Source organism: Nitrosomonas sp. Is37, from assembly GCF_033063275.1.
Classification (GTDB): domain Bacteria; phylum Pseudomonadota; class Gammaproteobacteria; order Burkholderiales; family Nitrosomonadaceae; genus Nitrosomonas.
The window spans coordinates 57,998-81,848 of the sequence record NZ_JAWJYP010000002.1; the positions used below are offsets into that span (position 1 = coordinate 57,998).

At 46.0% G+C, this 23,851-nt stretch carries 20 protein-coding genes; 17 read left to right on the forward strand and 3 right to left on the reverse strand.

From position 1 onward, the window contains the following. The first annotated feature begins 164 nt into the window (after positions 1-164). From R2Q26_RS01310 to R2Q26_RS01350, 9 genes are all read left to right on the forward strand, one after another. Complete coding sequence (locus R2Q26_RS01310) at positions 165-737, forward strand: RNA polymerase sigma factor (protein ID WP_317534733.1); 573 nt, start codon at positions 165-167, stop codon at positions 735-737. Continuing rightward, positions 734-1,111 (forward strand): DUF3619 family protein, encoded by a 378-nt coding sequence (locus R2Q26_RS01315; protein WP_317534608.1) that lies wholly within the window; start codon positions 734-736, stop codon positions 1,109-1,111. The genes R2Q26_RS01310 and R2Q26_RS01315 overlap by 4 nt, the downstream gene beginning before the upstream one ends. After that, a complete protein-coding gene (locus tag R2Q26_RS01320; RefSeq protein ID WP_317534609.1) occupies positions 1,090-1,476 on the forward strand; it encodes a DUF3106 domain-containing protein in 387 nt (128 codons plus the stop codon). Before R2Q26_RS01315 ends, R2Q26_RS01320 begins: the two co-directional genes overlap by 22 nt. A gap of 100 nt (positions 1,477-1,576) precedes the next feature. Next, positions 1,577-1,771 (forward strand): hypothetical protein, encoded by a 195-nt coding sequence (locus R2Q26_RS01325; protein WP_317534610.1) that lies wholly within the window; start codon positions 1,577-1,579, stop codon positions 1,769-1,771. 166 nt (positions 1,772-1,937) lie between these two features. Continuing rightward, positions 1,938-4,205: an ABC transporter ATP-binding protein gene (locus R2Q26_RS01330; RefSeq protein WP_317534611.1), complete on the forward strand. Its 2,268-nt coding sequence runs from the start codon at positions 1,938-1,940 to the stop codon at positions 4,203-4,205. Continuing rightward, positions 4,202-4,672, forward strand: a complete 471-nt coding sequence (locus R2Q26_RS01335; protein ID WP_317534612.1) for a DUF1854 domain-containing protein — start codon at positions 4,202-4,204, stop codon at positions 4,670-4,672. Before R2Q26_RS01330 ends, R2Q26_RS01335 begins: the two co-directional genes overlap by 4 nt. 329 nt (positions 4,673-5,001) lie before the next feature. Beyond that, positions 5,002-7,305, forward strand: coding sequence for a cyanophycin synthetase (gene cphA, locus R2Q26_RS01340; RefSeq protein ID WP_317534613.1), 2,304 nt, complete (start codon positions 5,002-5,004; stop codon positions 7,303-7,305). A gap of 20 nt (positions 7,306-7,325) precedes the next feature. Beyond that, entirely contained in the window at positions 7,326-9,902 is a 2,577-nt protein-coding gene (gene cphA, locus R2Q26_RS01345) for a cyanophycin synthetase (protein WP_317534614.1), read from the forward strand. A 320-nt stretch (positions 9,903-10,222) separates the two neighbouring features. Beyond that, positions 10,223-10,780, forward strand: coding sequence for a hypothetical protein (locus R2Q26_RS01350; protein WP_317534615.1), 558 nt, complete (start codon positions 10,223-10,225; stop codon positions 10,778-10,780). Between the two features lie 336 nt (positions 10,781-11,116). On the opposite strand, the gene R2Q26_RS01355 is transcribed toward R2Q26_RS01350, so the two are convergent. Next, on the reverse strand, positions 11,117-11,278 hold the full coding sequence (locus R2Q26_RS01355; protein ID WP_317534616.1) for a hypothetical protein: 162 nt from the start codon (positions 11,276-11,278) through the stop codon (positions 11,117-11,119). Positions 11,279-11,630: 352 nt separating this feature from the next. On the opposite strand from R2Q26_RS01355, the gene ppsA reads away from it, so the two are divergent. The 4 genes from ppsA to R2Q26_RS01375 all read left to right on the forward strand — a co-directional run bounded on the left by ppsA (position 11,631) and on the right by R2Q26_RS01375 (position 16,571). Then, a complete protein-coding gene (gene ppsA, locus R2Q26_RS01360; RefSeq protein WP_317534617.1) occupies positions 11,631-14,003 on the forward strand; it encodes a phosphoenolpyruvate synthase in 2,373 nt (790 codons plus the stop codon). Continuing rightward, entirely contained in the window at positions 14,000-14,830 is an 831-nt protein-coding gene (locus R2Q26_RS01365; protein ID WP_317534618.1) for a pyruvate, water dikinase regulatory protein, read from the forward strand. Before ppsA ends, R2Q26_RS01365 begins: the two co-directional genes overlap by 4 nt. A gap of 645 nt (positions 14,831-15,475) precedes the next feature. Next, positions 15,476-15,793 (forward strand): hypothetical protein, encoded by a 318-nt coding sequence (locus R2Q26_RS01370; protein WP_317534619.1) that lies wholly within the window; start codon positions 15,476-15,478, stop codon positions 15,791-15,793. A 475-nt stretch (positions 15,794-16,268) separates the two neighbouring features. Then, on the forward strand, positions 16,269-16,571 hold the full coding sequence (locus R2Q26_RS01375; protein ID WP_317534620.1) for a hypothetical protein: 303 nt from the start codon (positions 16,269-16,271) through the stop codon (positions 16,569-16,571). A 25-nt stretch (positions 16,572-16,596) separates the two neighbouring features. Here the strand turns inward: R2Q26_RS01375 and R2Q26_RS01380 are convergent, their stop codons facing one another. Continuing rightward, positions 16,597-17,313, reverse strand: a complete 717-nt coding sequence (locus R2Q26_RS01380; RefSeq protein ID WP_317534621.1) for a Crp/Fnr family transcriptional regulator — start codon at positions 17,311-17,313, stop codon at positions 16,597-16,599. Between the two features lie 760 nt (positions 17,314-18,073). Here R2Q26_RS01380 and R2Q26_RS01385 point away from each other — a divergent pair. Next, complete coding sequence (locus tag R2Q26_RS01385; RefSeq protein WP_317534622.1) at positions 18,074-18,295, forward strand: type II toxin-antitoxin system HicB family antitoxin; 222 nt, start codon at positions 18,074-18,076, stop codon at positions 18,293-18,295. After that, positions 18,288-18,509, forward strand: a complete 222-nt coding sequence (locus R2Q26_RS01390; protein WP_317534623.1) for a type II toxin-antitoxin system HicA family toxin — start codon at positions 18,288-18,290, stop codon at positions 18,507-18,509. The genes R2Q26_RS01385 and R2Q26_RS01390 overlap by 8 nt, the downstream gene beginning before the upstream one ends. Before the next feature lie 544 nt (positions 18,510-19,053). Here R2Q26_RS01390 and lgt read toward each other — a convergent pair. Further along, positions 19,054-19,869, reverse strand: coding sequence for a prolipoprotein diacylglyceryl transferase (gene lgt, locus R2Q26_RS01395; RefSeq protein ID WP_317534624.1), 816 nt, complete (start codon positions 19,867-19,869; stop codon positions 19,054-19,056). A 113-nt stretch (positions 19,870-19,982) separates the two neighbouring features. Here lgt and ilvD point away from each other — a divergent pair, with 113 nt between their 5' ends. Together ilvD and R2Q26_RS01405 are read left to right on the forward strand one after the other, a co-directional pair. Further along, a complete protein-coding gene (gene ilvD, locus R2Q26_RS01400) occupies positions 19,983-21,656 on the forward strand; it encodes a dihydroxy-acid dehydratase (protein WP_317534625.1) in 1,674 nt (557 codons plus the stop codon). A 105-nt stretch (positions 21,657-21,761) separates the two neighbouring features. Beyond that, on the forward strand, positions 21,762-23,831 hold the full coding sequence (locus R2Q26_RS01405) for a thioredoxin domain-containing protein (protein ID WP_317534626.1): 2,070 nt from the start codon (positions 21,762-21,764) through the stop codon (positions 23,829-23,831). The last annotated feature ends 20 nt before the right edge of the window (positions 23,832-23,851 follow it).

Genomic DNA, 23,851 nt, shown 5'->3' on the forward strand with positions numbered 1-23,851 from the left:
TTTTCTATCGTTATTGCATTAATATCTATTTTGCTACCTATTCCAAACCATCTTTCAATAGAAGCCTGGATTTGGCTTATTATTTATTCCTGAATAGAATTGAAAATTTTTTGTTACTATTGTGCCAAAAAATGATTCTAGCTCTTCATTTAAGGTAAATCATTCTGGCTACGCAACAAGAATTTTCAGATTTCCTCAGCAAGGTTGAACTGCGTGCATACAAGCAAGCATTGTTTGCAGTGCAAGATGAACACACGGCTTTGGATATTGTGCAGGATTCAATGATGAAGCTCACTGAGAAATATGCGGATAAATCGCCAGAAGAGCTCCCCCCCTTGTTTCAGCGTATTTTGCAGAATACTATTCGTGATTTTTTTCGAAGACAGAAATCCCGATCAATATGGATAACACTATTTTCGGCTTTTTCGCCCAATGATGAAAAAGAAAATGATGACTATGATTTGCTAGAAGTTTTGCCGATTTCAAAAGATTGTGGTTTGGATAACGACCCTCATAGGGAACTTGAGCAATCGCAATTAATCAATTTAATCGAAAAAGCGTTAGAAACATTACCAGCGCGTCAACGGGAAGCTTTTCTGCTGCGTTATTGGGAAGAAATGGATGTAAGTGAAACTGCCAAGGTCATGGGTTGCTCGGAGGGAAGTGTGAAAACACATTGCTCTCGTGCAACACATACACTTGCTACTTTATTGAAAGAAAAAGGAGTCAAATTATGAACGAAGAAGATAGGATGGGAAAAGAAGTAGCCACACTATTGAATCGTAGTTTAGGTGATATTGACCAGCATACACTGCATCGATTGCAAGCGGCACGCAGAGCTGCCTTGGAGAACTATCAGCCAGAGAAGAAGATATTTCATGTCGGTGTGGGTATTTCTGCACATAGTGGAGAAGGGTGGTTTTTTGCACATGCCAACAAACTATTTTTATCAATAGCTGTATTACTTATTTTGACGGGAAGTCTTCATTGGAAAGCAAATTACGAAATTGATGAAAGTGCTGCAATCGACACAATGCTACTCGCTGACGATTTACCAATCGATGTTTATCTTGATGATGAGTTTGATCTATGGCTCGATTCCACTCGATAGTGGCATTTTATGTTTGTTTTGCATTTTCTACGGGAGCTTTAGCTGAATCAAAGCAGCCTTCATGGGCGGAACTTAAACCTTATCAAAAAATAATCTTGCATCCTCTTGAGCAGGAGTGGGATACGATTGAGCCGGCGCAAAAAAAGAAATGGGTGAAGATCACTAAATATTATTTAGAGAAGACTCCCGAGGAACAACAACGGATACAATCTCAGATGCGTAGCTGGAGCGCCTTAACACCTGAACAGCGTAAGCAAGTTCGAGAACGATACAAAAAAATAAAAAAACTACCGACTGACAAACGTCAGGAAGTCAAACAAAAATGGCGTAAGCCTGAGGAATTACCAGAAAATAACAGTAAGTAATAATCATCAATCGATTAAATTAAGCTCCCTTGATGATTACTTTCTTGTGATGATTAAACCTAAAAACCGCAGTTAACCGCTTGATTGGAGAGTTAAGCCCATGACATATAGAGGCATTTTCGAAATTTTCTCATTCATCAGAATGGTGAGACCGCTACGAGGTGCATCATATGTCGCTCCAGGCGCGAATGCGGCGTTGCTCTTAGTTGCAGAGGACACCCCTGTGGCCTCATCGCGCCTTGCCTCGCACCTGAATCACCACACGCTCCACCCCGCGTCCAACTGCGGTTTTTAGGTTAAACAGAATGCCTTGAATGAGTTTAAAAAGCTCATACTTGCTTGTTTGTTGCTTTAAGCTCTATTCATAAAAAGTATTTTACTTAAACCATTTTTCTTCCCTATTCTTCTTGATTGTACTTAAGTAAATGCAGCAGAATTTTTATCCATTGCATAGTGATGCTATGCATACGCTTCCTCCTGTTTGGGCTTCTCAAGTTGAAGCATGTTTGACAAATGAAGAAACCGTATCAGTCTGGCTAGAGATTGATCTTGATACTCAATTACATTTTTCTTCCGGGATAGTCGTGATAACTAATCGACGACTCATAGCAAAAATGGCGGAAGAAGAAAGCTGGCATGAGTGGAAGTATCAGCCAGGTTTAGTATTGACATGTCATGATCATGCCGGGGTAGGTAGTCTTGAGCTATTTGATGCACATGCGCGGCTTGCTCATTGGTGCTATACATTGAGCAGGGATGCTGGAGCAAATCGTCTTATCGCGCATTTCACCCAACAACTCAATGCCCAGTTAACCGGGGACACCCAGATACAGCCCATAGCAGCTAAGTGTCCGAAATGTGCAGCAACTTTAACAGGTGATCAGGAAACATGTCCAGGATGTGATCAGGATGCTCATGTTCCTCCTTCCACTTGGACCTTGTTTCGTTTATGGCGCTTTGCGAAACCTTATAAATGGCGCTTGCTCACTGGTTTCCTGCTGATGCTAGGCGGTACGGCGGCCACGCTCGTGCCTCCCTATCTGACCATGCCTTTGATGGATAATGTGCTGATTCCCTATCAGAACGGTAAGCCGATCGATGTTGATCTTGTTGTCATGTATCTTTCGGGTTTGCTGGGCGCAGCTTTTCTTGCCTGGATATTGGGTTGGTCACGAACTTATATCCTGGCTAAAGTATCCGAGCGTATTGGCGCAGATTTACGGACTACGACCTATCAGCATCTTCTTAAGCTTTCACATGAATATTTTGGTGGTAAACGAACAGGTGATTTGATGGCGCGCATTGGTGCGGAAACAGACCGTCTCAATCTTTTTCTTTCACTCCATCTGCTCGATTTTGCTACGGATGTGATCATGATGAGCATGACCGCCATCATTCTGGTTTCGATCAATCCCTGGCTGGCACTGGTGACACTGCTCCCTCTGCCAATTATTGCTTGGTTGATTCATCTGGTTCGTGACCGATTACGCACTGGTTTTGAGAAAGTCGATCGAGTTTGGGCAGAGGTCAATAATGTGCTGGCCGATACCATTCCCGGCATTCGTGTGGTCAAAGCTTTCGCGCAAGAAGATCGGGAAGTGGCGCGCTTTCGTGCGGCTAATCAACATAATCTGGAAATTAACGATCGGGTCAACAAGATTTGGGCGGTGTTTACGCCTACCGTGACGCTATTGACTGAAATTGGCTTGCTGGTGGTATGGATTTTTGGTATTTGGCAAGTATCGGAGAATCAGATTTCTGTCGGTGTATTGACTGCTTTTCTGGCTTATATTGGCCGTTTTTATCTAAGACTGGACTCAATGAGCCGGATTGTTTCAGTAACGCAGAAGGCAGCTGCTGGAACCAAACGTATTTTTGATATTCTTGATCATGTTTCTAGTGTGCCAGAGCCCATCAAACCTGCTCATTTACCTACGATCACAGGCCACATTGAATTGCGCAATGTCGGTTTCCGCTATGGAACACGGAGCGTCACGCGAGATATCAGCCTGGTCATCGAGCCCGGGGAGATGATTGGACTGGTTGGGCATAGCGGTTCGGGTAAGAGTACACTCATCAATCTAATCTGCCGTTTTTACGATGTGAGCGAAGGTGCGATTCTGATCGATGGAGTGGATATTCGTTCACTACCTGTAGCCGAGTATCGCAAACATATTGGTCTGGTGCTACAAGAGCCATTTCTTTTCTTTGGCACGATCGCAGAAAACATTGCTTATGGTAAGCCCAACGCAACACGCAAGGAGATTATCGCAGCGGCACGCGCTGCGTATGCGCATGAATTTATCCTGCGACTACCTCATGGTTACGACTCTCTGGTGGGCGAACGCGGGCAAGCACTTTCAGGGGGCGAGCGCCAGCGTATTTCGATTGCCCGTGCCTTGCTGATTGATCCACGCATCCTGATCCTCGACGAAGCGACCTCTTCTGTTGATAGTAAAACCGAGAAAGAGATTCAAGAAGCGCTCAATAATCTGGTCCATGGTCGTACAACGATCGCCATCGCCCACCGTTTGTCTACCTTGCGTGAGGCTAATAGATTGGTGGTGCTTGATGGGGGAAAAATCATCGAAATAGGCAATCATGCTGAACTGATGGCCAGCCGGGGATATTATTACCATCTTTACCAATCTCAGTCGCGTAATGTCGATATGGAAGATCATTTGCTCGAGCTGGATGCCAGAAGGGGTGCAAAGGGGGAGCGAGCATGAGTCAGCCTGATTATCAACTGAGTCGAAATGCCTTTGGACGACTGGTTTTCGTGGATAAAGATCAGCAGGTGCATGAAGGTATCGTGCCAGTACGAGCATTTCCAATTACAGCATCTGATCAGGGTATCGCGCTAGTCAATGCGCATGGTCAAGAACTAGCCTGGATCGAATGTCTGGCTGAGTTACCCGAAGAATTTCGTGTCCTGCTCGAGACAGAACTTGCTAATCGTGAGTTTATGCCAGAGATAAAGTGTATTGATAAAGTGTCAAGTTTTGTCACTCCGAGCACCTGGTGGGTCAAAACGGATCGGGGGGATACTACCTTCATGCTCAAGGGTGAAGAAGATATCCGCCGTTTATCGTCTACTGCCTTGTTGATCACTGATAGTTATGGCATACATTTCCTGATTCGCGATCGTTCGATGCTTGATCGTCACAGCTGCAAATTGCTAGATCGTTTTCTTTAAATTTTGACAACAATACTATTTGTCTAAGATTCTTCAATTTCTGATAGTTACACTCGTTCAATTTAAATATGGGGCTGTAGTAGATTAGCTTGGATGTTAAGCTAATCTACTACAGCTCCTTTTATTTTTGATATTTTGGTGACATAAACTTGGCATGGAATATCAAGCTGAAAGCTATATCTACGCTCCTCTCTCTGTATCTACGCCCCTCCTGTATCTACGTTCCTATTTATAGGAAAAGAACGTAAATCTTTATATTGATGTAAACCGATTGACGCTAGATGCGTTAATTAAAATGTTACTCATTCCCAGTTTTCAACTTATAACTTATGTCAAATAATTCCAATCTGGAGAGCAGTAGTAAAAAAGACCTTAAGTTTCTTGAAATTCGCCACCTGAATGGACCCAATATCTGGACCTACTACCCGGTGCTTGAAGCGATTGTCGATATTGGTGAACTTGAGGATTTTCCGTCAGATATCATTCCTGGCTTTTATGAACGTTTGTCTTCGTGGTTACCAACCCTGATTGAGCATCGCTGCAGTTACGAAGAACGTGGTGGCTTTCTGCGCCGTGTCAAGGAAGGGACATGGCCTTGCCATATTCTCGAGCATGTGACGCTCGAACTGCAAAATCTTGCAGGTATGCGCGGTGGATTTGGCAGAGCGCGCGAAACTTCGACAAGGGGCGTCTACAAAGTGGTTGTGAGTGCCTGGCATGCGGAGATTACACAGAGGGCCTTATTCTTAGCCAGGGAGCTCATTTTGGCGGCAATGGGATTTGATCCTCATCAACAGTCTTATGATGTAAAGGGGGCTATTGAACATTTGCGTGACATGGTCGATTCGCTATGGCTCGGCCCTTCAACTGCGTGCATTGTGGATGCAGCTATAGCCCGCAATATTCCGGCTATGCGATTGCTTTCCAAAGGAAATCTCGTTCAGTTAGGACATGGTGCACGCAGTCGGCATATTTGGACGGCTGAGACAGAGCGGACACCTGCCATTGCTGAAAGTATTTCACGTGATAAAGATCTGACCAAAACATTGCTTAGCACGTGCGGTGTACCTGTTCCGGAGGGACGTATGGTCAACAGTCCTGAGGATGCATGGCAAGCGGCTTTGGAAATAGGCTTGCCAGTAGTTGTCAAACCATGTGATGGCAATCACGGGCGGGGCGTATTTATCGAGCTAAGCAAGCGTGAAGTAATCGAATCAGCCTTTTCTATCGCATTAGAAGAAGGAACGGGTGTGCTGGTTGAACGCTACATTCCGGGTACTGAGCATCGTTTACTCATTGTGGGAGGACAACTCGTAGCAGCGACGAGGGGTGATTCGGTATCGGTCACCGGTGATGGTATTTCCACTATAATTGACTTGATTGATAAGCAGATTAATTCAGATCCACGGCGAGGAACCACTGAAGACCATCCACTCAACATCATTCGTCTAGATAGTGCAGCCCAGATGGAGATTGCTCATCAAGGATATACGCCTGATTCTGTTGTACCAGTTGGGACCAAAGTGCTGATTCAACGCAATGGTAATCATGCTTTTGATGTAACGGATGATGTTCATCCAAGCATTGCTAAAACGGCAGCCTTAGCAGCGCGTGTGATTGGTCTGGATATTGCCGGTATCGATCTGGTGGTCAGTGATATCTCACGTCCATTAGCTGAGCAAGGTGGGGCAATTGTGGAAGTAAACGCTGGTCCTAGTCTGCTGATGCATATTAAACCAGCCGTAGGGAAGTCCCGACCCGTTGGTCAGGCGATTGTAGATCATCTTTTTCCGAATCAAGACCATGGTCGCATTCCCATTGTTGGCATTACCGGCAGTTATGGAAAAACCACGGTAGCGCATCTCGTCGCTCGATTACTCACGCTTTCAGGTAAGCGCACAGGGTTGGCATGCAGCAGTGGACTCTATCTTGATCATAAGCAAATTGATAAAAGCGATTGTGCCAAGTGGCAAGCAGCTAATCGCACATTAATGAATCGTACGATTGAAGCGGCGGTTTTTGAAAACGGCTTCGATACCATTCTGCAAGAAGGATTGGCTTACGATAGCTGTCAGGTAGGTGTCGTGACCAATGTTGAGCCGACTTTGCATTATGGTCGGTATGACATTGAAACATCCAAACAAGTTTTTACTGTACTGCGTACCCAGGTTGATGTCGTGACACCGACCGCAGCTGCGATTGACGATATTCTGAAAGACGTGGTTTTGCCGACAGGTGTAGCGGTTCTCAATGCAAAAGATCCTATGCTAATCGAGATGTCTGAGTTATGTCATGGTGAAGTCATTTACTTCAGCTGTGATCCAGAGTTACCGGCTGTCAACGCGCATCGCCAGCAAGGGACAGGCCCCACACAAGGCAAGCGAGCTGTCATTGTCCGTAACGGAAGAATTGTATTGGCTAATGGACCAGATGAAACGCCATTAATCAAATTGGCTGATTTGCATCCTGCTGTGGGTGATCGTGCAGTAAGAGAAATAGAGCATGTATTAGCTGCGGTAGGCGCTGCTTGGGCACTCGGTATTGCGCTTCAGCTTATTCGGCTGGGCATTGAAACATTCGGATTCGGCCAAGAGAAAAGTAAACCTCAATATCAGTATTCTCCAAAAAAATAAGAGATTTAAGGAAATTTACTATGAAAGTGATACAAATCCGTGCATTGCGTGGTCCTAATCTATGGAGTAAACATACATCCATTGAAGCAACAGTTGTTTTTAGCAAGAGCGAATGTACTATCGACAGAATCCCAGGTTTTGAAATGCGCCTGCGTGAACGCTTTCCGGAGATCGCGCTGCTCCAGCCCGCCGGCCGCCCTAAAATGGTGACTGTGGCCCATGTTCTCGAATTTGCCGCGCTCGGTTTGCAAGTGCAAGCAGGTTGTCCAGTTACATTCAGTCATACTACTCAGACATCGGAAGCCAATACTTTCCGGATCGTCGTTGAATATAGTGAAGAAGCAGTGGGAAGGCTTGCTTTTGAACTCTCTTTAGAACTTTATCACGCTGCAATGGAAAATACATCCTTTGATCTGTCCAAGGCGTTACACCGTCTACGAGAGCTTTATGAGGATATCCGTCTCGGACCAAGTACCGGTGCTATTGTGCGAGCTGCTGTCGCGCGTGGCATTCCCTACCGTCGTCTGACAAACGGAAGTCTGGTGCAGTTTGGCTGGGGAAGTAAGCAGCGGCGTATCCAAGCTTCTGAAAGCGATTTAACCAGTGCAGTCGCAGAATCCATTGTGCAAGATAAGGAACTGACCAAAGCTCTTCTGCATGCGGCGGGAATTCCTGTTCCGATTGGGCGACCAGTCAATGACGCTGAGGATGCATGGGCTGCTGCCTGCGAAATTGGTGTACCAGTGGTTGTTAAACCCCAGGATGGCAATCAGGGCAAAGGCGTGACAGCCAATCTCGTTGATTATGAACAGATCAAAGCTGCTTATGTGAAAGCTGCTGAAATTAGTGACAATGTGCTGGTTGAACGATATGTGATCGGGCATGATTATCGTATGCTGGTCGTGGGCAATAAGCTGGTGGCTGCAGCGAGGCGTGATCCACCTCAGGTAGTGGGGGATGGTGTTCATAGCATTTATCAATTGGTGGAGCAAATTAATCGCGATCCGCTGCGTAGTGAAGGTCATGCAAATTTACTGACCAAAATTCACCTGGATCAGATTTCGCTGACCCACCTCGCTAGTCAAGGACTGACAGCAGAAACTATTCCGGCTAAAGGTATGCGGGTTGTGTTGCGCAATAATGCCAATTTGTCCACAGGTGGCACGGCAACAGATGTAACAGATGATGTTCATCCGGAAATTGTGGCAAACGCGATTGCTGCTGCACAAATGACGGGGCTTGATATCTGCGGGATTGATGTGATTTGCGAGAGCATCATGCAACCGTTGGAGGAGCAAGGCGGTGCAGTCGTCGAAGTCAATGCAGCGCCTGGTTTGCGTATGCATTTGCAACCTTCATACGGTCAGAGGCGTCCAGTAGGAAAGGCAATTATCGATAATATGTTTGCGCAAGGTGATGATGCGCGTATTCCTGTTGTTGCTGTAACGGGCACCAACGGCAAAACGACAACGGTGCGCCTGATAGCCAGTATTCTTGAAAGTAACCAGCTGCGCGTTGGCATGACGTGTACTGATGGAGTCTTCTTCAATGGCCAATGTGTAGATACCGGGGATTGCAGTGGACCCAAAAGTGCCAGAAATGTTCTCTTCCACCCTGATGTCGATGCTGCCGTGCTAGAAACTGCGCGAGGAGGTATGCTGCGCGAAGGATTAGGTTTTGATCATTGCCAGGTGGCTGTAGTAACTAATATCGGCAGGGGTGATCATCTCGGTCTTGCTAATATCAATACAACCGATGAATTGGCAGTCGTTAAACGACTTGTGGTAGAGAATGTTACGCCTGGGAGCGGTACCGCTGTGCTCAATGCAGATGATCCTCTGGTCGTCAAGATGGCTGATCATTGCCCAGGCGCTGTCATATTCTTTTCCAAAAATAGCCATAATCCAGTAGTACTGACGCAACGTGCGCAACGTAAACGTGTGATCTATCTTGAAGACCATTTCATTGTTGCATCAGAAGCAGATGTTGAGCAACGAATACCACTAAGCGAGATCCCGCTTACCAAAAATGGCCTCGTCAGTTTTCAGATTGAGAATGCCATGGCAGCCATTGGTGTGGGGTGGGCACTGGGGCTGGACTGGCCTGTTATTCGTGCCGGTTTGGCTAATTTCATCAGTGATATGCAGACTGCTCCAGGGCGATTTAACCTTTTCAATTACCGGAATGCAACATTGATCGCAGATTATGGACACAATCCGGATGCAATAGAAGCGCTGGCAAGTGCAATTAATCGCATACCCGCAAAAAGACGGACGGTCGTCATCAGCGCAGCGGGTGATCGCCGTGACGAAGATATTCGGTTACAGACCCAGATTCTAGGTGACGTGTTTGATGAAGTTGTACTTTATCAGGATAAATGCCAACGTGGACGTGCTGACGGTGAAGTACTGGGATTATTACGAGAAGGGTTGGAGAATGCCAAGCGTGTGCGCAAAGTGAGCGAAATACATGGTGAGTTCAAAGCAATTGATACGGCGCTAACCAATCTGCAAGCAGGCGAACTTTGCCTCATCCTGGTTGACCAGGTGGAGCAGGCGCTTGGCCACATCTATAATCGGATAGCTAACGCATGCTAAAGTAATAATCAATCAATAAAAGAGGTGCTACCAAACTGGCATTAATAGATTGCATGATTTTTGTAAATACATCGCGGGGCTGCAGAAGAGTCTTGCTTTGCCTTTCAAGTAGAGTAAGTTGGGATTTGACCGTAAGGCAAAAGGTGTGTTGATATTTTTTATTGTTTTTTTTCAGAACAAAATATTATTTGTATTGTCGGATTTCTTGAGCACTAAATGGAAAGAACCCTATAAAAATGGAAGGTGCTATCTTGTTCAGATGGCAAGAGAACAATTATTAATTATATTTTAAGGGAGAGTTAGTTCTGATGAGGCAATCAATGCAGTCAATTATTACAACTTGCGTTTTAGTCGTGACGTTTTATGCAAGCACAGCTATGGGGCACGGAAAAATTCCACTTGCAGAAGATGTCTGTACGCGCTATGTAGGTGGAAATATGGTGCACTTAACTGCATACCAGCCACAGTATGACCAAAAGGAACAATACTGTACGGAGATTCCAGTGGCAGGAGATACCTATCTTGTGGTAGATCTGGTTGACCAGCCCCTGCGTAATATGCCAGTGAGCTTAAAAGTTTTTCGTGGCAATGATAATGAGGGTGAGACTATTGCCCAGGTTAAGGCCGATTATCATCCTGAGGGCGTGATCAGCGGAATAGGTAAGCTGGATAAAGGACTCTACTCAGTAGTGGTTACAGCAGAAGGTATTCCACCTTTGAATTATTCTTATCAACTTCGCGTGGAAATGGTCGATTATGGAAAGGTAGCACGTGCCTGGGCAGGCCCTCTAATAGCGATGCTATTCTTATCTTGGTTGATGTATCGGCTGGTACAATCGGGACGCTGGCGTGCATGGTTCGATTCTCGTCACCCATAGATAAATCAGGTAGTTAAACCACATTAATGATCACATGATAAGAGAAGTTAATTGCCTCCGTTAGCCGGGGGCTTTTTTATGCTGTCTCAAGTGAGACCAAAAACTCGTTTCACCATTGATACCTGAGTCAGGCTAGTCGCCTCCTCAATACCGTAATACTATGTTGATTTCTGATTTCACTTACCAGCGTCTGCTCCCGATAGTATTAATAAGTCTCGATATTAACCTTTACCGATACTGAATTGGACGCCACATCAAATACAGGCGAAAATTTGGTTAATTCTTTTAAGGTATCAGCTGTCGCTGAGATTTGACGCGCATTTTGATACGGATCTCCTAATATCCCTTACATCCCTTACGCACATCTTTTGCAAGATCAAGGAATCCGCGCAAATCGAGATTACCTTCAAGTTCGGAATCGACCGCTTCAATTTTAATTTCACGTGCGGCTGCGTGACAAACCATGGTGGTCGTAATGCAGGCGATTAATGCATGCAAAACTCGACCGGATAGGCTCCTGCACCTTGCCTAATCAACTATTGTTGAGTCAATAAGTGAATGGTGCAGCGCCAAGCTACTTTTAACGCTGAGATATTGATAGTCTATGGCTGTCAAAAAGGTTATTCCATTATCTAAATCAAACCTGGCTTTATCGGCTTCTCCTTGCCGTATTATTTATACTGTCTGCAGCTCGCTCTTGCGTCATGTTTGATTTAGAAATGGAATTAGGTGCAAGAAGAACTGTTAGCTGGATCATATTTTGAATTAGAAGACAATTACGGGGTGCTGGTATCCATAGTTATAATGATTGTAACTGGAGACTTTTATTCCAAAAAATCAGGAGGTCACGATGAATGATTATATTATGTGGTTTGATCAGTTGAGTAAGGATGATGTTGGCGTTGTCGGTGGTAAGAATGCCTCATTGGGTGAAATGATCAGCCATCTCAGCAAAGCAGGGATCAATGTGCCGAATGGTTTTGCCACCACTACGCACGCCTATCGTGATTTTCTGGCGAGTAATGGTCTCACTGAGCGCATTAAGCACTTACTGGATCAACTGGATGTCAGTGATATCAACGCGCTGACGACTGCAGGCAAAACAATTCGTGGTTGGCTACTGGCTGCCTCGTTGCCCGATGCTTTGCTGCAAGCAATTACTCAGGCCTACCAGCAGCTGGTCGCTGATAGTGATGATACGGTTTCGTTTGCTGTGCGTTCGTCAGCGACAGCAGAGGATTTGGCCGATGCCTCATTTGCCGGGCAGCAGGAAACTTTGCTGAATGTCCGTGGCCTCGATCAAATTTTTGCGGCGATCAAAGTTGTGTTTGCATCGCTATATAACGATCGTGCCATTGCCTATCGTGTTCATCATCATTTTCAGCATGACAAAGTATTTCTGTCCGCAGGGATTCAGAAAATGGTACGCAGCGACCTGGGAGCGAGTGGCGTAGTGTTTACATTGGATACTGAGTCAGGATTTCGGGATGTTATTTTCATCACGGCAACGTATGGCTTAGGAGAAACCATAGTGCAGGGAAAGGTCAATCCAGATGAATTCTATGTTTACAAGCGAGGATTAGAAACAGGTCGTCCGGCCATTCTTTCGCGACGTTTAGGAACTAAGGCCATTGAAATGATTTATGATGAAAAGGGTGAGAAGGGCTCATCCACGCTGATACGTGAAGTGGAAGCAGCGCGGCGTCAGCATTTCTGCTTGTCTGATGCGCAAGTCGAAGCGCTGGCACAACAGGCATTGCTCATCGAGAAGCATTATGGTCGTCCGATGGATATTGAATGGGCTCTGGATGGGCTCGATAAACAGCTTTATATCGTTCAGGCCCGTCCTGAAACGGTTGAAAGTCGAAAGAGCCCGACAGTAGAGCGTTTTAAATTGAGCGAGCAAGGAAAGGTATTGGCCGAAGGCCGTGCTATCGGGCAGAAAATAGGGCAGGGGGTGGCGCGTCTGATCATGCAAACTGACCAGATGCAAAGTCTTCAAGCAGGAGAGGTGCTGGTTACCGATATGACTGATCCGGACTGGGAACCGATCATGAAACGTGCTGCCGCGATTGTTACTAATCGTGGGGGGCGTACGTGCCATGCTGCGATTGTGGCACGCGAACTGGGGATTCCGGCAGTGGTCGGTTGTGGCGATGCCACGACGCAAATCAAGGATGGAGTGGAAACCACCATTTCCTGTTCTGAAGGAGATACCGGTTATGTTTATGAAGGGTTGCTCCGCTTTGAGCATACGACTGCCGAGACCGGCAAGTTGCCCGATCTGCCAGTTAAAATCATGATGAATGTCGGTAACCCATCCCATGCATTTGCTTTTTCCCGTTTGCCCAATCAAGGGATTGGGTTAGCGCGACTGGAATTCATCATCAATAATATTATCGGCATCCATCCGAAAGCATTGCTAGAGTTTGCTCATTTACCGCAAGAATTGAAAGACGAGATTGGGCAGCGAATCGCTGGTTATGCGGATCCAGTCAGCTTTTACGTAGATAAACTGGCGGAAGGCATTGCTACATTAGCTGCAGCTTTCTATCCTCACCCTGTGATCGTACGCACTTCCGACTTTAAATCCAATGAATATGCCAACCTGCTCGGAGGGGATCGTTATGAACCGCAGGAAGAAAATCCCATGATTGGTTTTCGTGGCGCATCACGTTACGTGGCAGCTGCATTTCGCGATTGTTTTGAGCTGGAGTGCCAGGCGTTGCGCAAAGTACGTGATGAGATGGGTTTGACCAATGTTGAGATCATGATCCCATTCTGCCGTACTGTGGAAGAAGCCCGGCAAGTTACGGAACTGCTTGCCTCGCAGGGTCTTGCGCGAGGTCAGAATAGTTTACGTTTGATTATGATGTGCGAGATTCCCTCCAACGCGATGCTGGCAGAAGAGTTTTTGCAATTCTTTGACGGTTTTTCTATTGGCTCGAATGATATGACCCAGTTAGCGCTGGGGATCGATCGTGATTCCAGTCTCGTATCCCATCTGTTTGATGAGCGCAATCCGGCCGTTAAAAGGATTCTAAAGATGGCGATAGATGCCTGTCGCAAACAAGGGAAATATATCGGCATCTGTGGTCAGGCACCATCCGATTACCCAGATTTTGCAGCTTGGCTGGTTGAGCAGGGGATTGGGAGCATATCGCTCAATCCGGATACCATTGTAAATACCTGGTTGCATCTTGCTAGTTTGAACAAACAGTGACCAAGCAGAAGCGCACTGTCTTCTATTTGTCGGATCGTACCGGCATTACTGCAGAAACGCTTGGGCATAGCTTATTGACCCAGTTTGACGGGATTGAATGGAAAAAAATCAATGTACCCTTTCTGGATAATATGGCAAAAGCCCGTACTTTGGTGGAACGAATTAATCATGCTGCAGAATGCGATGGCTATCGACCACTGGTTTTTAGTACGTTGCTTAAAGCGGACATTCTGGAAGTTATCCGGCAGGCAAACTGCCGAGTGTATGATTTTTTTGAAACATTCATTAGCTCAATCGAGCAAGAACTTCAGCAACCATCTGCCCGAATGGCTGGACGCTCTCATGGTCTTCAGCAGCCTTTATCGTATTTTAAAAGGATTGCGGCGATCAATTACGCGCTGGGACATGATGACGGGGTTAATCCGAAAAATTTTACCGATGCCGACATTATTCTGGTGGGGGTCTCTCGCGCCGGTAAAACACCTACCTGTCTCTATCTGGCATTACAGTACGGCATTGCTGCCGCAAATTATCCGCTCACGCAGGAAGACATGCTTGCTAACCAGCTTCCCAAAGTGCTTGAACCTGTCAGAAATAAGCTCTTTGGCTTGACACTCAGCGCAGCACAACTGCATTTTATTCGCGAGGAACGTCGCCCTCATAGTCAGTACGCGTCGCTCGCCCAGTGTCAGCGCGAGATTCAATGGCAGGAATCCTTGTTTCAACTATTTCATATTCCCTACCTGGATACGACGCACATTTCTATTGAAGAAATTAGTGCCATTATCCTTGACCGCAGTGGTTTGAAAAGGCAGTTGTATGGTTAGTTTGCCTATTTCGTTAATCGTTATGCTCCTCAGCAGTCGCAACGAAAGGTGACAGCGCTAGGGGTTACCCTGAGGCTAGTTGTCGCGACTGCAATTCCGCGAAAGGTGGCAAGCCATTTCGTGACTATGTAAATAGTTTAAACCTTACCCTCTCTGAAAAATCCGAGCTGATTGCGCGCCTTGAGAGGCATCTGTCTTCAGCTAAACCATTTAATATGGCTACGCTAGATGAAGAGGGTAAGGTAACCCTTGAAAAATTTAACGCTATTCAAATAGAGATATTGGAGCTTATGCAGAAAGCTGATCAGTATGCACACATACTTCGTTGTCGGCGAAACGGCTAACAATCTGATCCAGCGAACAGTCCGCCAGCTGCGCTGTCGGACTGTTCGCTGACCTTAGTCGTTAGGCCGCACATCCATCCTTCACTGAATCGTGGGTAAATCTCAAGCTTCTTTCCTCACCGTCTTCCGCGAGGCCTTTCTAGCTAAGGCAGGTCAAGGTATCCAGTGGACAGGCGGGCAAGTCTTATCCAATACTGCGGCGCTACCAGTGAACGCTGGTCTCCGTCGGCCCGGAATCGCTAAGGCAGGAGAGCGGTTTGAGCTCGGCGATCTCTCCGCTCAGGTAGGAAACTGGAGGGTCGTGGTCGAGTTCGAGACAGGTGCGATACCGCTATCTAACTTACTGAAATACTGGCCATACATTCGAGGTGAACTAAGCACGAAGCCAACACAACCGTTGCTCATATGCCACTTCTCGGACTGGTGGAGCTACGCGACACGACGCGATCTGTGGGAATGGACGCTCTCTCGAATGAAGGCGGATACCGAGAAGATCATTCAGGTGGAAGGGAGGCAGTTTGATCACTGGGCTTCGGACGCGGCGCGCAGAGACGCGAGCCTTAATGAGGCTATCGACTGGATCCTGGCTGAAACAGCGATGGAAGGCGGTGAAGCCTAATCACAGAAGGTGTCAGGTCACAGTAAAAGAGCAAAGTGGCTATTTGTCTTCTGCTGGGCAGACTCCTGGAAATATTGAAAGCAGATTGTATCTTCCATATGTGCGGTGCCGCACAGACAGCTTTTAATTTTGTCACCAAAATTTAAGTATTAGGTGATGAGATGAGGGCGCCGCGGATGATTACGCTTTACTATATCGTATTTTTGACAGTCAGCATCGAACACCACTGGCGGTAATCGGCGCATTAGCAGGTTGGTTGGCTGGAATATTTATAAAAGGAAGAAGCGCTGGTCTACTGAGTAACATTATCATTGGCATTATTGGCGCCATTGCTGGTGGTCTCTTGTTTGGTCTATTGGGACTCATCGGTTCAATATTAGCAGCCATAGCAGGAGCTGCAGTGTTACTAATTTTAGCGAGGATTATCGTGAAGTCTAAGAATCAATCCTAAATTTATTGATAAAGGAGAGACATTATGAGCACGAAAGATGCATACAAACAAAAGATAGAAGCCGAGATAGAACGAGCACAGGCCAAATTGGCAGACTTGAAAGCCGAAGCGAAGAGTTCTGCAGCCGACGCCCGTATCCAATATGATAAGCACATTGAAGAACTTGAAGATAAGATTGATGCTACGAAAGCCAAGCTGAAAGAGCTGGGAGAAGCTAGTGAGGATGCTTGGGAACACCTTAAGAACGGTGCAGAAAGTGCTTGGAGTACATTAAGTAATGCTGTTCGAGATAGTGCTGCCAAATTGAAAGAAAAGTTTAAAGATTGAATATCTCTATTACTATTAGTAAAATTCAGGACATCCTCAAGGGCAGAAGGCGATCGAATTCATTTTTGACTACGTGGTAACACTCACAGACCCGTTCCTCCAGTCCAGATCGATCCAGCACCGTGATGTGCCCCCGGCTGTAATGAATCAATCCTGCTTGCTGCAATTTTCCAGCAGCCTCTGTAACACCTTCACGGCGTACACCCAACATATTGGCGATCAATTCCTGAGTCATGGTTAACTCGTTTGAAGGAAGCCGATCGATGCTGAGCAGTAGCCTGCGGCAAAGTTGCTGGTCTACCGAATGATGCCGATTACAAACTGCCGTTTGAGCCACTTGAGCAATGAGCGCCTGGGTGTAGCGCAACAATAAATGAAGTAGCGTATCGTGGCGGTTAAATTCCTGCATAAACAAAGATTGCCGTATCCGATAGGTATAGCCCGCGCTCTGCACTAAAGCCCGATTCGTCATGGTTCCGCCGCCCATGAATAGGGTAATCCCGATTGCACCCTCATTGCCGATAACGGCGATTTCCGAAGACCCTCCATCCTGCATGGCGTGAAGTTGCGATATGATGCAATCCGTGGGGAAATAGACGAAATGCAACTTTTCTCCTGGCTCATAAAGAATGTCACCTAAGGGCATCTGGACCAGCTCTAGATGAGGTAGAAGACGCTCATACTCGGTTGAGGGTAAAGCGTTGAGGAGGTAGTTTTGTCGAGGGTTCGGTGTGTCAATCATAATTTCTACTCCTATCAGTGAAGCAAGGTGGTATAACCCCTAATAAACTTATCAGTCTGGTAGAAAACCAAGGGCCTTGATTATGAATTAAACTCAACTCTGTCCTGTATAACACAGAGAGTTCTGATCTTCAAGTTACTGAGTAGGGTATCAAGTCCCTGCCCGGCGTAGCAGCTGCTGGCAATTCAGCTCAATCACCGCCAGTAGAATTATGTGTGGTACCGTACAGACAACGCACGATCATACCTTTAAGCTGTTAACGTTATTTTCATGCAAAGGGGTTTTTCATGAATATCGCAACCAAACCTGTATTAGCACTGGTGATAAAAGGTGTCAGATAAAAGGTGTCAGTCATTGCATAGTGCATGCAGTGCTTTGCTTCATCCATGTCGATCACCATGCCTCGCATAATGACCAATTCAGAATCTAGAATCTACTTGCTCAGACTCATTTCTCGTTGAGAAGATGTAAACCTTCCAGACTCATTTCATGTTGGAAGAGAGTCAGAAACATATTAGTTTGAAACAAAGTGATAGTATTCATATTAACAAGCGATCGAAGAAATCGTCCAAGAAACCAATGGACGAAATTGTTGCTGACATTACTGATAGAAGAGAGGCAATGAATGCGATATACAAAATGGGGCATTACACAATATTTGAAATTGCAGTGTATTTTAATGTTCATTACAGTACTGTTAGTCGGTCAATTCGTTCATTTTGCAAGATGCAATGACTGATACCTTTTAAGAGTAAGAATTATGCGAAGACAGCTTACAGCCATTATTGAACGTGAAGGGACTGGATATGTGTCGCTCTGCCCAGAGCTTGATATCGCCAGTCAAGGAGAAACAGTCGCTGACGCCCGTGATAATCTTAGAGAGGCACTTGAGCTTTTTTTTGAAACTGCATCTCAAGAAGAAATTCAGGCACGGTTACACGAAGAAGTATATATAACCCAAGTCGAGGTTACCATTGGGTAAGCTACGCGTTCTTTCTGGGAAGCAAGTCTGTATTATTCTTGCACGTCATGGTTTTCTGGAAGTACATCAACGGGGCAGTCATATCGTTATGCAGAAGAGACTCCCGGGGACAACGATCACCGTGCCAGCTCCAAACCATGACGAACTCCGTATTGGTACGCTTCAGTCAATCATCCGTCAATCCAGCATTTCCAAGAGTGAATTCGAGTCATGATCAAGTAAGAAACAAGAAAGTAATGGAGCTTTGCCTTTTACCTAAACTGGACAGCTAGGTACGAGATTTCCAATTTGGTGACCATACCCATTCAGTTTTCCGTCCTTGACCAAGTTCTCCAAATGGTCCCAGGTCTGGGCCAACTTGCCGCAATAAACACACGTTAATTGTTTTAAGTTCTTTTGCCCCAAGGCCTCTAACGCTGCCTCCACTCGTTCTTTGTCGAAGTCATCAGAAGGTGCAAGGGCAGATGCAAAAGCGTGGGCAACGGTAGTTCTTCGTTTGGAAAGGATTGAATATGGGGCTAAGTGAGAGCAAATACTTTGGGGTGTCATAGGATTGTGGCTAACTAGAATTAGACCTCTGAAATGACACAATATATTACGTCAAAAATGAAATCTAACAAATCAAGCTGCATGCTATCTTCTTAAATTTTATAGAATTGTGTCGATTTAGTTTTTATCATAATAAACTTTGTTAGATCCACAAATATGATGCATAGATCACGACATTTGGCGCAAGGAATCTCACTTTTACTGGCTTGCTAACGACGACTTCTAGTTTTTTGCAATGGTTTGTTCGAGGAGCGGTATGCCCAGAACAGCATTCCTATGCCTGCGGCAATCATCGGCAGTGACAGCCATTGCCCCATACTGACACCCAAGGTTAATACCCCCATGAAGCCATCATCAGGCTCGCGAAAAAATTCTGCAAACGAGCGGAATGTGCCATAACCAATCAGGAACATACCGGAGACGGCGCCTACTGGCCGTGGTTTGCTTGAATAGAGCCACAGCAAAATGAACAGCGCAATCCCTTCCAAAGCAAATTCATACAGTTGGGAGGGATGACGTGGCAGATTGTCGACGTGTGGGAAAATCATACCCCAGGCAACATCTGTAGGGCGTCCCCATAATTCGCCATTGATAAAATTGCCGATGCGACCCGCTCCCAACCCAAGCGGCACCAGAGGCGCAATGAAATCAGTCACTGCAAGCCATGTTAATTTGTGCTTATGCGCCAGCAGCACCATCGCTACGACGACCCCGAGAAAGCCGCCATGGAACGACATGCCACCTTGCCATATCGCAAATATTTCCAGCGGATGTTGTAAGTAATAGCTGAAGTGGTAAAACAGCACGTGTCCTAGTCTTCCACCCAAAATAACACCGAGGACTCCGTAGAAGAGCGCATCATCGAGTAGGGTATGGGTAAATATTGCTTGCGGATTTTGTTTGATGCGATAACGGCCAAGTACAATAAACAGAAAGAAGCCAAGCAGGTACATTAGGCCGTACCAGTGAATGGAAAGGGGACCAATGGAGATTACGACCGGATCGAATTGGGGATGGATAAGCATGGGTTAGGTGCTGATTTACGGTAAAATGCACATTATACGGTAAGTAAGCTTATCACAGCAGTGCGTAGCTTCTTAATCAATTAGATTGCATTTTTGGTTTTTCAGGAGAAATCATGCCAGACAATAAACGTAGTCAAGCCATCACTCAAGGAGCAAAACGTTCGCCCAATCGTGCCATGTTGCGGGCAGTGGGCTTTGGTGATGGAGACTTTGATAAACCCATCGTGGGCGTTGCCAATGGATTTTCTACTATCACTCCCTGCAATATGGGGTTAAATGAATTGTCCCTCAGCGCTGAGCGTGCCTTGAGAAAGGCAGGGGCAATGCCGCAAATGTTTGGCACGATTACGATTTCCGATGGTATTTCCATGGGAACCGAAGGCATGAAATATTCGCTCGTATCACGCGAAGTGATCGCTGATTCCATTGAGACGGCTGTGCAGGGAGAAAGCATGGATGGCGTGATTGCGATTGGTGGTTGTGACAAGAATATGCCGGGTGCCATGATTGCGCTGGCAAGAATGAATGTGCCTGCTATTTTTGTCTATGGCGGTACCATTAAACCAGGTCATTACAAAGATCGAGATCTGACGATCGTGAGCGCGTTCGAAGCCGTGGGACAATATACTGCCCATAAAATCGATGACAAGGAATTACTGGAAGTGGAGCGGCATGCCTGTCCTGGTGCGGGTGCTTGTGGTGGCATGTTTACCGCCAATACCATGTCGTCAGCAATCGAAGTAATGGGAATGAGTTTGCCTTATTCATCGACTATGGCAGCAGAAGATGAAGAAAAACGGATCAGCGCTGCACGTTCTGCAGAAGTTTTGGTCAACGCAATCAGAAAGCAAATTTGTCCACGCGATCTGATTACGCGCAAATCACTGGAAAATGCCATCTCTGTGGTGATGGCAGTGGGTGGGTCGACCAATGCGGTACTGCATTTATTGGCGATTGCGCACGCTGCCGAGGTCGAGCTAAGTATTAATGATTTTGAGGAAATCCGTGCAAGAGTACCTGTCTTGTGCGATCTGAAGCCGTCTGGGCGCTATGTGACAACTGATTTGCATCGAGCAGGTGGCATACCTCAGGTTATGAAGATATTGCTGGCGCATGGTTTGCTGCATGGTGATTGCATGACGATCAGCGGTGAAACGATAGCAGAGGTATTACGCGATGTGCCCGAGAAGCCACGCGAGGATCAGGATGTCATCAGGCAATGGGACAATCCTTTGTATGCACAAGGTCATTTGGCCATCCTCAAAGGAAATTTGTCGCCGGAAGGATCGGTCGCCAAAATCACTGGCGTGAAAAATCCAAAAATTACTGGACCTGCGCGTGTGTTCGAGTCAGAGGAAGCATGTATGAATGCCATTCTTGCCAGGGAAATTAAACCAGGAGATGTCGTGGTAATTCGTTATGAAGGCCCCAAGGGTGGACCGGGAATGCGAGAAATGTTGTCGCCCACTTCGGCGTTGATTGGTGAAGGTTTAGGGGATTCAGTTGGATTAATTACGGATGGCAGATTTTCCGGCGGAACCTACGGTATGGTGGTTGGGCATGTCGCACCGGAAGCCTTTGTGGGAGGAGCCATTGCGCTGGTGAAGGAGGGTGATTCCATTACTATTGATGCGAACCAACGCCTATTACAGCTCAATGTTTCTGAGGAGGAGCTCGCGCGACGCCGTGCGGCATGGCAACCGCCTGAGCCACGTTATAAACGTGGTGTGTTGGCGAAGTTTGCAAAACTGGTATCGACTGCCAGTCGGGGAGCGATTACCGATTAAAGAAATGACCGAGAGGTTGTGAAAACGAAGTTTTCACAACCTCTTAGCGGTGAATCACATTGCTAATCCTATGAATGCATATTCAATTATTTATTGAGCAATGCTATGCCCAACCATCTGGCAGGTGAAACAAGTCCTTATCTGTTACAGCATGCAGATAACCCGGTAGACTGGTACCCGTGGGGAGAGGAAGCACTCGTACTGGCACGTACCCAAAATAAGCCAATCCTGCTTTCTATTGGTTATTCTGCATGTCATTGGTGCCATGTCATGGCGCAAGAGTCATTCGAGGATCAAGAAGTGGCAGCGGCGATGAATGAATACTTTATCAATATTAAAGTAGATCGTGAGGAGCGCCCTGACCTCGATCAAATATATCAGACAGCACATTACATGCTTAACCATCGTCATGGCGGCTGGCCATTGACCATGTTTCTCACGCCAGAACAGAAGCCTTTCTTTGGGGGTACTTATTTTCCTAAAGAGCCTCGTCATGGTATGCCTGGTTTTCTTGAGTTATTGCCAAAGATTGCTGAGATATATCATACGCGTAGAGAAGATATTGAGCAGCAAAATAGTGCACTACTGAAAATACTTGCGGAGACTTTACCCGCTACAAGTGTCAATATTTCTGTATTTTCTCGCCATCTTATTGAGCAGGCAATCACTCAGTTGTTAGAAAACTTTGATCGAGAGTATGGTGGGTTTGGTTCTGCGCCAAAATTTCTTCATCCTGCAGAACTAAAATTCTGCTTGCAATGCTACTTCTCTGAAAATGATACCCAAGCACAATATATTGTGGCTTATACCTTGGAGAAAATGGCTAACGGAGGCATTTACGATCAGTTAGGGGGAGGATTTTATCGTTATAGTACAGATCAGTACTGGCGTATTCCCCATTTTGAAAAGATGCTGTACGACAATGGTCCCTTGTTACAGCTCTATGCTGATGCCTGGCTTGCAACCCATAATTCCTTGTTTAAACGAATTGTAGAAGAGACAGCTGCCTGGGTGATGCGGGAGATGCAATTCGGACAAAAGGAAGGAGGCTATTACTCAGCTCTAGACGCTGATTCAGAACATGAAGAAGGAAAATTTTACGTCTGGGATAAAGATGAAATCGCATGTGTCTTGACAGCCGATGAATATACTGTAATCGCACCTTACTATGGTCTTTCGCGTCTTCCCAATTTTGAAAACAAATATTGGCATCTCGAAATCAATCAGTCTGTTGCAGCTATAGCTAACGATATGGGTATTAGCCAAGAGGAAGTGCAACAGCGGATTGAATCGGCGCGGCACAAGCTTTTCAATAAGCGGGAACAGCGCGTTCATCCTGGTCGTGACGAAAAAACCCTGGCTAGTTGGAACGGCTTAATGATCAGGGGTATGGCGCGAGCAGGTATGATTTTTGGAGGTAGCGAATGGATAAAATCCGCCATGCTGGCGGTAGATTTTATCCGTACCACCCTCTGGAAAAATAACCGGCTACTCGCTACCTTCAAGGATGGCAAGGCGCATCTCAATGCATATCTTGATGATTATGCCTTTTTGCTAGATGGTCTGTTGGAACTCATGCAAGTGGAATTTCGTCAATCTGATCTAGATTTTGCTATAGCGCTGGCAGAGGTATTGCTAGATCAGTTCGAAGATAAACAGCTAGGTGGATTCTTTTTTACGAGCCATGATCATGAAAAGCTGATTCATCGACCTAAAACAGGTCAGGACAATGCGATTCCGTCTGGTAATGGTTTAGCAGCGATATCGCTCCAACGACTTGGCCATTTGCTTGGCGAATATCGTTATTTGCAATCAGCTGAACGAACACTTAAATTGTTTTATCCTGAAATGCGGCACCATCCAAGCGTTTACTGCAGTTTATTGATCGCGTTGAAAGAATGGCTTACGCCACCTCAAATTGTTATTTTGCGTGGGAAAGGCGCTCTCTTGAGTGAGTGGCATCGAGCACTGGTCTTGCATGCACCCGCTACGATTGTGCTGGCGTTACCGATGGAGTTAACTGGATTACCGCCAAGTTTGAATAAACCCTTATCCGTAGATCAAGGTGTCAATGCCTGGGTTTGTCAAGGTGAGAAATGTTTACCAGAAATTACAGACTTACAGGAATTGCTGCAAGCCTGTAAAGTTAAGGGTAGAATGTTATTCCCTTTATAATTCAAATAAGGAAAAAAAAG